This is a genomic window from Desulfurispirillum indicum S5, assembly GCF_000177635.2.
Lineage (GTDB): Bacteria > Chrysiogenota > Chrysiogenetes > Chrysiogenales > Chrysiogenaceae > Desulfurispirillum > Desulfurispirillum indicum.
The window spans coordinates 1,449,681-1,463,595 of the sequence record NC_014836.1; the positions used below are offsets into that span (position 1 = coordinate 1,449,681).

The following is a 13,915-nucleotide window of genomic DNA, read 5'->3' on the forward strand; positions in this document are numbered from 1 at the left end:
AGCTCTCAGCGTACCTGGAACTCCTGTTGGCTTTTCATTGCCTGCACGTTGCCGGTACAATCAAATGAAAGAATTCAGCGAAGAGTGTACAAAAAAAAGCCCGCAGCAAAAGCTGTGGGCTGATTCTGTAAGATGGTGCAGAAGGGGGGACTTGAACCCCCACGGCCTTACGACCACTACCCCCTCAAGATAGCGCGTCTACCAGTTCCGCCACTCCTGCAAACAAGCCGGCAAATTACAGAAATAATGGTTCGGCGTCAAGTCTTTTTTCTCCTCAATCGAGAACACTGACGGCGCTGCGCAGGCCTTCCGGCGACGTATGGGTATAAATTTCTGTCACCGCCACGTGGGAGTGCCCAAGCAGACGCTGTATTTCAATGAGGTTTACACCCTTGCGCACCAGATTCGTGGCAAAGGTGTGACGCAACAGGTGTGCCCCGCGCTTGCGAGGAAGGTCAATGCCCGCCGCTTTGATATGCAGGCTGGTACGCTGCCAGATAATGTAGGGTGTCAGTGGTTTGCCGTTGGTGCGGCAGAAAAAAAAGTCAGAGTCAATGGAGTCCATGTGCTCGTACCAGTAAAACTGCAGGATTTCCATTAAAGCGTCCGCAATGGGCAGAATTTGCTCCTTCTGGCCCTTTCGGGTTATCTGGAAGGCCTTGCCCTGGCGATGGAAGTTTCTGCGGGTTAACTGGCAGATTTCGGAGGCCCGCATGCCGGTGTACAGAACACACAGCATGACCGCTGTGTCGCGGTCATTGTGAAAGTTGCGCTCCAGCCCGTTCAGATAGGCCCGCAGGCGCTTCTGTTCATCGTCTTTGAGGAAAACCGGCATCTCATTTTTATAGGCTCCTTTGGGGCTCTTGAGATCCCTGGCGGGATTCTCTTCGAGAAACCCTTCATATTGCAGCCAGTTAAAGATCGCCCGCACATAACACAAGACGTTGGCATAGGTTGACTTGCTCTTCCCCATGGCCTTGTGGGTCAGGTACATGCGCAATTCTCGCGGCCCTGCGGTTTCCACAGTGAGTTCTTCCTGTTGAAGGAATTCAAGAAACCTGCGCATTTCAAAGAGATAGCGGTCTATTGTCTGTTGTGACAGACCACACTCGTATTTCAGATACCGCTGATAGTGTTTTTCCATATCCCTGGTGTTCATGGAGGCAGGATACCACACCCGACGGGCATATCCAATGAAATTATTTATTTCATTGGATAAGAACGGGTGAATTGTTTCATTATGGTTATTTTTCGTGAAATGGTGCATTTTCCGCAATGAAATCAAATGAAATATCTCAGCGCAGGCGCAGCGCCTTCAAAATGCCCGCAAGCATGAGGAGTACACCTGCCGGGAGGGCGTGGCGCAGAGATGAGTCCAGCACGAAAAGGCCACTGACAATAAGGATCACCGAAATAAGCATCTGCCGAAGGTAGGATTTCACCGCATCCAGCAGTTGAAGTTTATCCTCTCTGTTAAGGCGCACGGTGAATTCGTCATCGTACATCTGATCGACGATCTTCTGCACTTTCAGAAGGGTCATGGGAAACTGCCGACCCTCTTTCAGCAGCTTTCCCACAACGTTTTCCTTCTCCAGGGCACGGGAAAGATTCTGCTTCAGAATGGGCAGGATATCCTTAATGCCATTGAAATTTTCAATATAGGTTGTTCCCAGCCCTTCGACGATGGCGCTGGCGCGCATGATGTAAATGGTTTCCTGGGGGAGTTTAAAGGGCATCTGCTTCATGGAGCCAAGCAGGTCAGTGGCCAGTTGCTGCATACTGCTGGCATTCAGGGAGTTATCATCGAAGATATCGAAAATCTGCTCTGCCAGATCCTGCAGTTCGTCGGCCGGGGCGTCTTCCGTGATAATACCCAGCTTGCGGGCCGCTGAAACGAGGTTTTCGTAATTGCGCTCGTACGCTGATTTCACCAGTTGAATGGTTGCTATTCGTATGCGTCGTGGTATGCGCGTCACCATGCCGAAATCCAGCAGTATCAGTTCACCTTGACGGTTGACGAGGAGATTTCCCGGATGAGGGTCGGCGTGAAAGTAGCCTTTGACGAGCATCTGCTCTGTATAGAACATCACCAGTTTCTCCATGAGGTCATGAAAAGAGATGTCAAGCTTCTGCAGGTGCGCGCGATCATCAAAACGATACCCCTCCTCAAAGCTCATAACCAGAGCGTCTGCACATGAGTACTCCGGGTAGGGTACGGGGAAACGCACCTGAGTCGTGGCATAGACTCCACGGAAGTGTTCAAGATTCTCCAGTTCCCGTGCCATATCGACTTCCTGCAGGATCATGGTGGCGAAGGCCTCAAGCACGGATTCCACGGAATTGCGGGTGTAGTCGGAAAACAGCGGGCGGAAGAGGTGGTGGAAAAAGCTGAGAATGCGAATATCCTGCGTTACCATAAAGGCTATGGCATTGCGGCGAAGCTTCACCGCCACCTGCTGGTTATCGACCGCCAGGGTGGCCCGGTGCACCTGCCCGATGGAGGCGCTGGCCATGGCCTCGTGCTCAAACTCAACAAAGATGGCGCCATTGCCAAAAGCCCTCTTGAAGACCGTCTGAAAGTCTTTGGGGCTCATTTGGGGTATCTGGTCGTGTAACTTTCGTAATTCATGGATATACGCAGCATCAAAGAAATCCGTACGGGTGGCAAGCACCTGGGAGAGTTTTATAAAACTGGTTCCAAGCTGCTGGATGATACCCAGGAGCATTGGTGGTGACAGCGGACGTACGCCGAGAAAATGCTCTTTGCGCTTGATAAGCAGGAAAATAGTCAGGAGAAAACGAAAGACGCCGTAAATCCTCAGCGGATTATACAGCCGGAAAAAAAGGGCTATGTGGGTCGACAAAGGTAATCCTTCAGCTGGCTGCCGAGAAAACGCCTTCTGCAGTGTTGCCCGCTGTCGCAGATCGGTGCAGCGCACTGTATGTCCACGTCACTCCTCGATCTGCAAGCTTCTGGCGCCTGGCGTTCTTCATTTGCCTGCCTGATTTCTGGTATTTCAGCAAACCGTTACAAAAAAAGCGTATCCACACATGGATACGCCTGGGAGTTTACTCTTTCCGGGTGAGTTCATCGCGGAGCTTTTCCAGATCCTCCCTGGTAACCAGGTCCAGTTCGTGCACCACATCCTTGATGATCTGCCGAAGTCTGGTTTCCAGTTGCTCGCCTTCGGATTTTCCCTTGGCGATGGTCTCATCAACAAAACTCCTGGCTTCTTCACGACTCATCTTCCCGTGCCGCGCGAATTCGTCAACCAGGGATTCAATTTTCTCCCTGGTCATCAGGGCGCTTCCGAGACCAAAGAGGATCAGATCTTTTATCCTGTTCTCCATGACAAACCTCCATACGTGTTGTCACGTTTAAGGTAAGCAAAAGATATCGCGGTTTCAAGGGAATTCGTGCATGGGGTCTCTGCCTGCGCTCTCAGTTCCAGCGGCGCAGGATTGCCAGGGCCGTGTTGACCCCATCGACGGCGGCGCTGACGATGCCACCAGCATAGCCGGCACCTTCGCCACAGGGGTATACCTGAGGCCAGACACTGCTGGACAGGGTTTCACGTTCACGGGGGATGCGCACTGGGCTGGACGTTCTGGTTTCCGGAGCAATCAGCAGCCCGTGTTCAATAAAACCGGGCATCTTGCGCTCAAATTCCCGCAAGCCGTGTCCCAGTGCCATGGTCACTGGTTGTGGCAGCAGGTGGTGGAGATTCGCCTCAACGGGTGCAGGTGAGCTGCTTGAGCCAGGCAATTGCCCCTGTGGCGTACCCCACAGGAAGTCGGTCGCGGTCATGGCTGGCGGGCGGTAGCTCTGGCTGTAACGGTAACAGGCGGATTCGATGGAGCGTTGATAGGCCAGGCCTGCCAGGGGATCAGTGCTGCCGAAATCACGCTGATCGACGGTGACCACCAGGGCGCTGTTGGAGTATTTCGCGTTGCGACTCTGGTAACTCATGCCGTTGACAGCGATATGATCCACCTCAGAGCTGGCATTCACCACCAGCCCCCCTGGACACATGCAGAAGGTGTAGACTCCGCGTTCCGCACACTGTGCGCTGAAATGGTACTCTGCCGCCGGCATGTTCAGGTGCCAGTGGCCATACTGACTGCGATCCACCAGGTCACGGGGATGCTCTATGCGTACTCCCACCGCCAGGGGTTTTGATTGCAGCTGCAGTTTGCGGCTGAGACGCTCGAAGGTATCGCGGGCGCTGTTGCCCACAGCCAGTACCAGCGCGTCACCATAATAACTTTGCCCAGTGGTCAGCGCGTCAACCCCGGAACCATGGGGACGAAGGTCAACCACTTTCTCGCCGAAATGCAGTGAGACGCTGTGCATTTCAAGTTGCTCACGGAAGCGACGCAGCACCTGCTGCAACTGATCGGTACCCACATGGGGTTTCGCGTCCCAGAGTATGGCTCGACTGGCTCCCAGACTCACCAGCAGGTGCAGCACAAAATCACGATGGGGACTTTTTATGCGCGTGGTGAGTTTCCCGTCGCTGAAGGTGCCAGCTCCACCCTCCCCAAACTGTACATTGGACATGGGATCCAGGTTTGCGTTTCTCCAGAACTCATAGACGTCGCGTTTGCGTTCGTCTACCTGGCGGCCCTGCTCAATCAGCCGAACGCGCACCCCGGCAACCGCCAATGCGTAGGCACAGAACAACCCCGCAGGACCACTGCCTACGACGGTGACCTGTCGGTTTTGCACCTTTGGGAAGCGGCGCAGGGTGCCCATGGTGGATGTATTCTCCAGGGAGTATTCCGGCAGTTTCTCCCCGGTGAGCGCATACTCGACCTGCAGGAGTTCATAGATAACCTGTCGCTTCTGCCGGGCATCTATACTGCGTCTGATGATGCGTATATCGCTGATCTCCTCGTGACTTGAGAGTCCAAGATGCCGCTGAAGGTGGATTTGCAGATTCTCACCATAGGGAAGGCGCAGCTGGGCCTGACGGGAACTCATCAGGGATCCCTGCGCACAGGCATATAGGCTACGGGAATGCCGGGTGGCAAAAGGCGCTCCAGGGCGTGTACCTCAGCAGGGGAGATAGCTTCACCGGTGCGGAAGTCTTCGGTCTGAATCTTCGGCAGAATCCGGTGATGGCCTACAATCCGGGCAATGTTCTCGACAATCAGCGCGGCCTGGTAAATTGAGCCTTCGCGACTGAGGCCCAGCTCATCTCCGATCTGACGGTGATAGCTCATTATGGAAAAACGGTAAACCGGCAGCTGCGCGAGAAGCTGCAGATCCTGAGCGAGCCACAGAAGTGCATGGTCGGGATTGGTTCCATGTTCATAGTAGATATTCAGGAGTATCCTGCAGTCGTTATGGTGGTGATGCACCTCTTCAATGATCCCCGCAAGGGTTCCAGCAATCACCCGTGCACGCTGCTGTGCCACCTCGTGGTATTCACGGGTATAGCCCGAGGGATTTCGAACGATGATACCGGTGGGTAACTCATCCTCTGTGCGATAGATAAGGTCATCCTGAATGAGAATGCCGTGTACGCCACTGCGTGCCAGATCGGCGTAGAGGGCACGCAGATATGGGAGACTCTGCTGATGGAACAGGGATATCCGATTGGTGCGTGGGTCTTTCAGGGGGTGATCGGGCGCCAGCCAGTCCGCACGCCTGGTACCAAGCCATCCGTAGAGCTGCAGGCCGTGTCTGTTTGCCAGGGCCAGGGCTGGTGTCAGGACGTCCTCTATAACCGGTGCGTGCGTGGTTGGAAAGTACACTCCACTGGGAGGTCTGTCAGGGGAACGGTTCCCAAGGCTCAGGTAACGGTCACCTTCATTATGGAACAACCGCAGAATGACCGCACTGTACCCCTGGGCTTTCAGTCGTATGAAAAGCCGATCCAGATCGGCGTGTTCTCCCATCTGCACATAGGATATCTGGGCAACTCTGCCATGCAGAGCCCTGACCTCCTGTGCCTGTGCCGGCAGCAAAAGAAGTGCGGTCAACAGGCATGGATAAAGGAAGAGTCTTTGCAGGAACGCAACCATACGATGGGAAATTTCCTTTGAGTTTTCAATGTTTATTGTATACTGTACGAATGTTTTTGTTCTCTGTAAAGGTGGAATACCCATGAAGTGCCTGCGCACATGCATACTGATTCTCATAAGCCTCCTGCTGGCTGGCTGCGCCGAAAAGAAGACCAGTGTGGGAATGTTCCCCCTTGATGATCACCCTCTGGTGGACTTTTACGTCCCTTCAGAAGCGGAAAGCACATACCACTACCTTCTCTATACCATGTATCGCCTCCACGGCGATGACCAGAAAGCCCTGGAACACTTCCAGATGAGTATCGGAGCTTCGCCGTCACCCAGCGCAGAGCTTCTGATGGAGCTTTCAGCTATCTACTCTCTGCAGCACGATCAGGAACGAGCCATATCTGTCCTGGAGCAGGCTGTGGCGCTGAATCCCTATGACCCCAACCTCTATAAGCTCCTCAGTCTCTACTACTACCAGGAGTACGATTTCCTGCGGGCCCGCGACGCTATCACCCGTGCCATTGATCTTGGGCAGACCAGTGGAGAAGACTTTCTCTTTCTCGCAGATGTCCTGGAGAAAATCGGCGACTATGAGTCCATGGTGCAGGTTCTGCACCAGCTCACCCTGGAACACACCGATAATTATGTGGCCCACTACTCACTTGGCGTTGCCTTTTATCGACAACAGCGCTATGACGATGCCGCCCGCAGTATCAGAACTGCCATGGAAATTCGCGGAGGGGATACTCTCTCCTACCGTTTCATGCTCGGAAAGCTGCGACTGGAACAAGGCTATCTTGATCAGGCCCTGGATATCTACGAGGAGATTTACCGCAGCTCGCTTCCCATGGACACACAAATAGCCACCGGCTATTCCATGCGCATCATGGAAACGCTTCATGAATATGGTCACTACGATCTTTCCATAAAGCTCGCAAAGCGCATGCTGCAGGACAATCCCAGCTGGATATGGACAGTGGACTACTGCACTCTCGGCCTCTATGCCATGCAGACAAATGCGGTACCGGACGAGTGCAATGGTAACATCAGCCTTCCAGCGGGATCAGGGCACGCTTTCACCCGTTTGCTCTTTCAGTATCTTGACACCTCCACCCCTGAAGACAGGGCGCAGATCCTGCATCTGCTTAATGATAGCCAGTCACAGGGTATACTGGTGCAATCCATGCGCCCTTTTCTGGATATCGACAAACGCTTTGGGCGATCACAAGGCCCCAAAATGCTGCTGGAACTTTTGCAAAGCCTTGCGGAAAGCCCCCGTGAAGCCCTTGCCATGGGGATTACCATCGCCGATATGATCGACAATACCGAGCTCCAGCTGACCTACGCTGCAGATCTCTACGAACAGTATCCGGATTCCGTCTCAGCACTTCAGCTTGCCTGGGCGCATTATGACTCAGGCAACCTTCAGCAGGCCATCAGCATAGCTGAACCCTATGCGAAGAAGAAAGATGCGCCTGCAGAACTCCTGAACTTCCTTGGCTATATCATGGTCGATCATCATATGCAGATCACCGTCGGTGGCAACTACATCCGGCGCGCGGTGGAGCAGGAGAGCAATAACCCTTACTACATTGACAGCCTGGCCTGGTATTACTACCGAACCCGCGACTACACCAATGCCCGCATCTACATAGAGCGATCCATCATGCTGCTGCAGGAGCGAGATCCTGAGCCCGACGATGCCATTATCTTTGAGCACACCGGCGATATACTCCAACGCCTCGGAGACCAATACCGTGCCTTCGCGTATTACGCACGTTCCTATGCCTTTCGCGATGAACCCAGAGTATTCAATAAAATGCAGGCCATTCGGCATTCTGTCGACGCTCAGCGTTGAGATGGCGTGGTACCCCTGATGCTCCGCGTGCTCTCCACCTTCGCAGTCACCTGCCTGATGTTTTCAGTGCTCTTGCTCAGCAGCTGTGCAGTGAAAATTCCTGCGGTTCTGCATCCAGCTGTTGATTGTGAGTATATTGAAGGGGCGGCGCGACTGCGCATTGAAGACAACACATCCCTGCGGATGGACTTTGTCGTGACACGTCCTGATACCGTGGCAACAGTGCATTTTACCGGCGCTTTTGCCCAGCGTTATGCCACACTGGTTCTCACAGGGAATCACGTTTCTTTGTTCAATCATCCCCAGCGCAGCTATTCGGTCGCCAGTTATGATGAACTCTGCTTCCAGCAGGACATCTGTTTTGGTGGCGAGGATTTCATATACCTGCTGGCAGGAGACTTCAGCCGCCAAAGACAGTTCAGCCTCGATTCATACCAGTGTCAAACTGAGCACTTACCGGAAAGTGAGATCTACACCTGTCGGCACGCCATGCTCGCTGATATGAATCTGCGCATTCTCAGCAGGCAGTGCGTAAGCGTACCGCCACACGAATACACTATACCGGATCACTATGAAGCATTACCCTTATCACGCCAAAAGCTACGCTAAAATCAACCTGACCCTGCACATCACCGGTAAACGAGCCGATGGTTATCACCTGCTGGAAAGTCTGATGGTGCCCGTCTCCCTCAGCGATACGCTGAAGTTTGCCCCTTCCCATGAGTTCAGCTATTGCGGGCCGGGATCGCTTACGAACAAGGAAAACCTTATCTATCGTGCCTGGAGTGAGTTGCGTCAACGCTACCCTGTAGGGGGCGTTGACGTGGTGCACCAGAAACACATTCCCATGGGCGGCGGACTTGGGGGGGGCAGCTCCAATGCAGCAGTGACTCTGACAGCGCTCTCTCAGCTTTATCGCCTTGATATCGGCTATGCAGAGCTCAGTGCCATAGCGCTCACGCTCGGAGCCGATGTTCCTTTTTTTCTGCGCTGCACTCCGGCGCTGGCACGTGGAATCGGGGAAGTTCTCGACGATGTCATCGTTGCGCCCCTGCATATTTTACTGATAAGTCCAGACCGAGGGCTCTCTACCCCCCAGGTATACCGCAACCTGGATTACAGGGGCGATCCTCCTGCATCAGGAGGATCCAGCATTGCTCCCGGACAAGTCTGGAAATATGACGATATCATCAGAGTCTGCCACAACGACCTTGAGAAAGGGGCACGCCCGCTGTTCCCTGAAATGGATACCATAAAATCAGATCTGATCTCCTGTGGCGCGGGTGCGGCATGTCTGAGCGGCAGCGGTTCCACAGTCTTTGGCATCTTCCCGGATCAGGACTGTCTGCAGTCAGCATGCACTTTCTTGCAGCAGAAATATCCCAAATACCGTATATTCCCTGTAAAAACGCTGCCGAACCTGTCAGAGAGTACAGGATACGTTTGATACCAGCCTCAGTACGCAGAGGAGAGAATGGAAAGGTTGAGCATGAAAAACAAAGAAAACCAGGACGCAAACCAGCAGCTCCCGGATCAGGATAAAGTCCAGGAGATGTTCCAGGAAATTGCGCCGAAATACGACTTCCTGAACCGTCTGCTCAGTGGCAGGCGCGACGTCGCATGGCGACGCAAAGCCGTTTCATATCTTAAATGGGGTGACAGGTCACGGATCCTTGATATTGCCACGGGCACTGCCGATGTCGCCCTGGAAATCGCCCGCCAGACCAAGGAGACCGTCAAAATCACCGGTGTCGACTTCAGCGAGAACATGCTCGCAATCGGCAAAAGCAAGGTCAGTGCCTCCAAGTACTCCCACCGTATAGACCTGCAAATTGCGGACGCGCAGGATTTACCCTTTGACGAGGATATTTTCGACTCGTGTATCATTGCCTTCGGCATCCGCAACATCCCGGATCGCGCCAAGGCACTGCGCGAAATGGCCAGGGTGGTACGCCCCGGCGGCACAGTGGTTATCCTGGAATTCACCACTCCCGATATTCCCCTGTTGCGCACACTCTACCACTACTACTTCTTCCGACTGCTGCCCTTTATCGGCGGCTTAATCTCCGGACAGCGCGATGCCTACACCTACCTGCCGGAGTCTGTCAGTCGCTTCCCTTCACGGGATGAATTCTGCCAGCTCATGAGCCTCTCAGGGCTGCGCGATGTCTACTGTCGCAATCTTACCTTTGGGGTCGCCTGTATCCATATAGGTACCGTTCCCGAGGCGCAGGAATAAACGCAAAAAACCCTGGAACCGCTTATGGTCCAGGGTTTTCTTCTATCCGGAGGAGGAGAATTTAAGGATACCCGGCTGTGAAGGCAGATTTTTCAAGGGCACCTGAACGCGCGTTTCTCCGGCTTGTCTGCTCAGGATATCCGGCAGCTGGCTGCTCAAAGAGCCCCATCTGCTGCGTTGGCTGACATCTGGTTAAGTGTCACGCAGTGCGATATATGAGTATATGGTGGCCCTACCAGGACTCGAACCTGGGCTAACCCGGTTTAGGAAACCGGTGCTCTATCCACCTGAGCTATAGGGCCAGGCGAAAAAATCTAGTGAATTCGCGGTGAAATTGCAAGCAAAAACCCGGCACGCCGCCGTGAAGCGCTGCTATGAGGGAGGGGAAATACCATGGGACAACTCTCATTAAAGCATGTTCTCAACATACTGTCGCGGCGCAATGCCAGCACTTTTCTGGCGGGGGTCCTCTTCAGCCTGGTGATGGCAGCGCTGTATATCTACATGCCCCCCTTTCTGCGCATCATGGACCACAAAGTATACGATACCATTCTGAAAGCGAACCACGCCACTGAGTTGTCGGATGCCGTGATTATCGTGGACCTTGACGAAAAGAGTCTGGCCAGCTACGGACAATGGCCATGGCCCCGCTATCGGGTAGCCCTGTTGCTCGAACAGCTGCGCCGTGGTGGCGCACTGGCCGTGGGGCTTGATATTCTCTTTGCGGAAGAAGATCGCACTTCGCCCCGCATACTGCAGCAGCAGTTGCAACGCGAGCTGGGGGTCAGTATTCACTTTGAAGGGCTTCCGCCAGCCCTTGAGGACAATGACGCCGTACTGGCCTCCATACTTGAGCAGGGCCCCTATACCCTGGGCTACTTCTTTGATTTTTCCGGCGAAACGGTCATGGAAGAGCATACTCCCTGCAAACCGCACCCTTTTCAGGTGGTGACCCTCCGGGAAAGCGGTGCCGCAGAACCCGCAGAAATTCTGCTGAATGCCCCCTATGTGCTCTGTAATATCGATATCATAAGCAACGCAGCCACTTCTTCCGGTTATTACAATGTCGCCCCGGACGCCGACGGCATCATTCGCCGGACGCCACTGGTCATCTATCACGATGGCGAGATCTATCCAAGCCTTGGACTTTCCACCCTGGCCCAGGCCCTGGGCACCCGACAGGTGCTGCTGAAGCTGACGGCGGGAGGCGTGGAATCTCTTGTCTTCGAAGGCACAGAAATACCGCTTGATCACCGTGGCCAGATGCTGCTGCACTATCGCGGGCCGGGGAAGACCTTCACCTATTACTCCGCTGCCGACGTTCTTGATGGCAGCGTTCCCCAGGGCGCCTTTGACGGGCGCATGGTTCTGATCGGCACTTCGGCCGCAGGCCTGAAGGATCTGCGCAGCACACCCTTTGATACCGTCTACCCGGGAGTAGAAGCCCACGCAACCGTTGCTGACACCATCCTTCAGGGCGACTTTCTGGCGCGCCCTGACTGGGTGCCAGGCCTTGAGCTGCTTCTCGTGCTGGCCCTGGGAGTTGTCTCGACCGTGGCCATTACCTGGACGCGCAGCTACTGGCTCCTTATACCACTACTGTTGTGTCTGGCGGCAGCCTGGTTTGGCTCCACATACCTTTTCACGCACCAGGGAATCTATGTCTCCCCCATGATGCCCATGCTGACCCTGGCGGCAAACTTCAGTCTGCTGACGCTCCTGAAATTCTGGAGTGAAGAGAAGAGCCGCGAACAGATTCATGGAGCGTTTCAGCACTATCTCAGCCCGGCTTTCATCAGCGAACTGCTCAAGGATCCCGATCGACTGCAGCTGGGAGGAGAGCAACGTGAGCTGACGGTGTTATTCAGTGATATCCGCAGCTTTACAACCATCTCCGAGGGCATGAGCCCTGCTGAACTCGTGACTTTCATCAACGAATATCTTACCGCCATGACCGATATTGTCATGCAGAGGGGTGGTACTCTGGACAAGTACCTGGGTGACGCCATAATGGCCTTTTTCGGTGCTCCTCTGCCCCAGGATGACCATGCGTTGCGGGGTTGCCGAGTAGCGCTGGAAATGATCCACAGGCTCGACTCTCTGAGGGATCAGTGGGTGTCGCAGGGGTATCCGCCAATGCATATTGGCGTCGGGGTGAACACCGGACAGATGGTTGTGGGCAATATGGGTTCGCAGAGCCGTTTTGACTACACGGTTATGGGTGATAATGTCAATCTGGGCTCCCGCCTGGAAGGTCTCACCAAAAGCTATGGTGTCAGTATCCTGATCAGTCAGAGCACCTTTGAATTGGTGAAAGACACACTATTATGTCGCGAAATCGACCTGGTACAGGTCAAGGGCAAGCATCTGCCAGTTGCTATTTTCGAACCGCTGGGGGAACGAAGCGACTTCAACCGCATACCTCCCTGGATCACCAGCTTCGAGGAAGGGCTTCAGCTCTATCGTGCTCAGCAATGGCAGGAAGCGATGGAGGCTTTTGAGAGGGCACGGGAGTTCAATGCTGCGGATCGTGCCTCAGAGGTGTTTGCGCAGCGCTGCCGCCACCTGCAGGAGAACCCGCCCCATGGGGAGTGGAACGGTGTCTGGGTGATGACAACCAAGTAGGGATTTGCGTTGAACTCCATTCATTTCGAGGTTAGTATAGGAGAATCCATCACATCCCGTACCAAGGTGAAATGCCATGTCTGACATGCTTCTGTCATACCTGAACAAACAACTGCACTCAGAATACAAGGCCATGTACACCTATATGTACTACGCTGCCAGAGAGAATCATCCCCGAATCAAATCTGCCCTCAAGAAATTTTATGACGAAGAGCAACAGCATGCAGTCATGCTGATGGAGTTTATCTTCCGCATGGGGGGAACCCCCGAGCTGCCGGACAGTATTCCCATCGAGATTCATGATGATATTCTTCCCGCCCTGGTGCTCAGCGTGGCGGAAGAAGAGTCGGCAGTCCAGATGTACAAGATGATACGCAGTCTCATGAGCAGCGACGAAGAGCGTTCCATTATAGATATCACCATCGCTCAGGAGCAGAAACACCATGAGGTGCTGGGAAGCATTCTTACGCTGGCAAAATCAGAGCTTCTCTGATCAGCGGCTCAACATCATCACAAGGAGGCAATATGCAGCAACTGACCTGCACCGAGTGTTCCGCACTTCACTGCTACAAGCGGAATTCGCAGTATCCTGAATTCTGTCCAACCACGGAACTTGATCCGCAGATACTGGAAAATTCTCTTGCAGCGTATCGTTTGGATCCATTTGTTGAGAAAGCCTTCAAAGCGGCGGCGGAAGTGGAAGGCCATTTCTATGGAAAACTCACCCGGGTTGAGGAGATCGCGGAATTTGCCAAGCGTATAGATGCTCACCACATAGGCATCGCCACCTGTATCGGGATGGTCCGGGAATCTCGCCTGCTGGCAAAGTTCCTGCAGATACGCGGTTTTACAACGACCGGCTTCTCGTGCAAACTGGGATCCAAAGACAAGACAGACGTTGGTGTCCCCGAGGAAGATAAAATCACACCAGGAAATTTTGAAGCCATGTGTAACCCCGTACTGCAGGCGCAGCTGCTGGAACGGGAAAAAACGGATCTTAACGTGATCATGGGACTGTGTGTAGGCCATGACACCCTGTTCATCAAGTACTCTGCTGCACCGGTAACCTATGGCGTCGTCAAGGATCGCGTCCTGGCCCATAACCCGGCTGCAGCCCTGTACACCAGTGATTTCTACTTTAAAAGGCTCTTTGAAAAACCCAATAGCTGAGCTTT

Annotated in this window: 12 protein-coding genes and 2 tRNA genes; 7 read left to right on the forward strand and 7 right to left on the reverse strand. The window is 53.9% G+C overall.

Annotated elements, in window-relative coordinates; genetic code table 11:
- Positions 1 to 133: 133 nt before the first annotated feature.
- The 6 genes from SELIN_RS06820 to SELIN_RS06845 form a co-directional block, all read right to left on the reverse strand.
- Positions 134 to 220: transfer RNA gene (locus SELIN_RS06820), tRNA-Leu, on the reverse strand.
- 54 nt (positions 221 to 274) lie between these two features.
- Positions 275 to 1,159 (reverse strand): tyrosine-type recombinase/integrase, encoded by an 885-nt coding sequence (locus tag SELIN_RS06825; protein WP_041725969.1) that lies wholly within the window; start codon positions 1,157 to 1,159, stop codon positions 275 to 277.
- Positions 1,160 to 1,295: 136 nt separating this feature from the next.
- On the reverse strand, positions 1,296 to 2,864 hold the full coding sequence (locus tag SELIN_RS06830) for an ABC1 kinase family protein (protein ID WP_013505933.1): 1,569 nt from the start codon (positions 2,862 to 2,864) through the stop codon (positions 1,296 to 1,298).
- Between the two features lie 205 nt (positions 2,865 to 3,069).
- Positions 3,070 to 3,351, reverse strand: a complete 282-nt coding sequence (locus tag SELIN_RS06835; RefSeq protein ID WP_013505934.1) for a phasin family protein — start codon at positions 3,349 to 3,351, stop codon at positions 3,070 to 3,072.
- A 91-nt stretch (positions 3,352 to 3,442) separates the two neighbouring features.
- On the reverse strand, positions 3,443 to 4,984 hold the full coding sequence (locus tag SELIN_RS06840) for an NAD(P)/FAD-dependent oxidoreductase (protein ID WP_013505935.1): 1,542 nt from the start codon (positions 4,982 to 4,984) through the stop codon (positions 3,443 to 3,445).
- Positions 4,984 to 6,030 carry a poly-beta-1,6-N-acetyl-D-glucosamine N-deacetylase PgaB gene (locus SELIN_RS06845; RefSeq protein WP_013505936.1) on the reverse strand — a complete coding sequence of 349 codons (1,047 nt, stop codon included), beginning with the start codon at positions 6,028 to 6,030 and terminating at the stop codon, positions 4,984 to 4,986. The genes SELIN_RS06840 and SELIN_RS06845 overlap by 1 nt, the downstream gene beginning before the upstream one ends.
- 82 nt (positions 6,031 to 6,112) lie before the next feature.
- Between SELIN_RS06845 and SELIN_RS06850 the strand changes: the two genes are divergently transcribed.
- The 4 genes from SELIN_RS06850 to ubiE are packed head-to-tail and all read left to right on the forward strand — an operon-like array spanning position 6,113 to position 10,115.
- Positions 6,113 to 7,876, forward strand: a complete 1,764-nt coding sequence (locus SELIN_RS06850; protein ID WP_013505937.1) for a tetratricopeptide repeat protein — start codon at positions 6,113 to 6,115, stop codon at positions 7,874 to 7,876.
- 6 nt (positions 7,877 to 7,882) lie between these two features.
- Complete coding sequence (locus tag SELIN_RS06855) at positions 7,883 to 8,485, forward strand: hypothetical protein (protein WP_013505938.1); 603 nt, start codon at positions 7,883 to 7,885, stop codon at positions 8,483 to 8,485.
- Entirely contained in the window at positions 8,448 to 9,323 is an 876-nt protein-coding gene (locus tag SELIN_RS06860) for a 4-(cytidine 5'-diphospho)-2-C-methyl-D-erythritol kinase (protein ID WP_013505939.1), read from the forward strand. The genes SELIN_RS06855 and SELIN_RS06860 overlap by 38 nt, the downstream gene beginning before the upstream one ends.
- A 42-nt stretch (positions 9,324 to 9,365) precedes the next feature.
- On the forward strand, positions 9,366 to 10,115 hold the full coding sequence (gene ubiE, locus SELIN_RS06865; RefSeq protein ID WP_198007136.1) for a bifunctional demethylmenaquinone methyltransferase/2-methoxy-6-polyprenyl-1,4-benzoquinol methylase UbiE: 750 nt from the start codon (positions 9,366 to 9,368) through the stop codon (positions 10,113 to 10,115).
- A gap of 224 nt (positions 10,116 to 10,339) precedes the next feature.
- Here the strand turns inward: ubiE and SELIN_RS06870 are convergent.
- Positions 10,340 to 10,417 (reverse strand) — tRNA-Arg (locus tag SELIN_RS06870).
- A 91-nt stretch (positions 10,418 to 10,508) separates the two neighbouring features.
- On the opposite strand from SELIN_RS06870, the gene SELIN_RS06875 reads away from it, so the two are divergent.
- From SELIN_RS06875 to SELIN_RS06885, 3 genes are all read left to right on the forward strand, one after another.
- Entirely contained in the window at positions 10,509 to 12,740 is a 2,232-nt protein-coding gene (locus SELIN_RS06875; RefSeq protein ID WP_013505941.1) for a CHASE2 domain-containing protein, read from the forward strand.
- Positions 12,741 to 12,816: 76 nt separating this feature from the next.
- Positions 12,817 to 13,233 (forward strand): ferritin-like domain-containing protein, encoded by a 417-nt coding sequence (locus tag SELIN_RS13900; protein ID WP_013505942.1) that lies wholly within the window; start codon positions 12,817 to 12,819, stop codon positions 13,231 to 13,233.
- A gap of 32 nt (positions 13,234 to 13,265) precedes the next feature.
- Positions 13,266 to 13,910 (forward strand): DUF1847 domain-containing protein, encoded by a 645-nt coding sequence (locus SELIN_RS06885; RefSeq protein WP_013505943.1) that lies wholly within the window; start codon positions 13,266 to 13,268, stop codon positions 13,908 to 13,910.
- Positions 13,911 to 13,915: the final 5 nt, after the last annotated feature.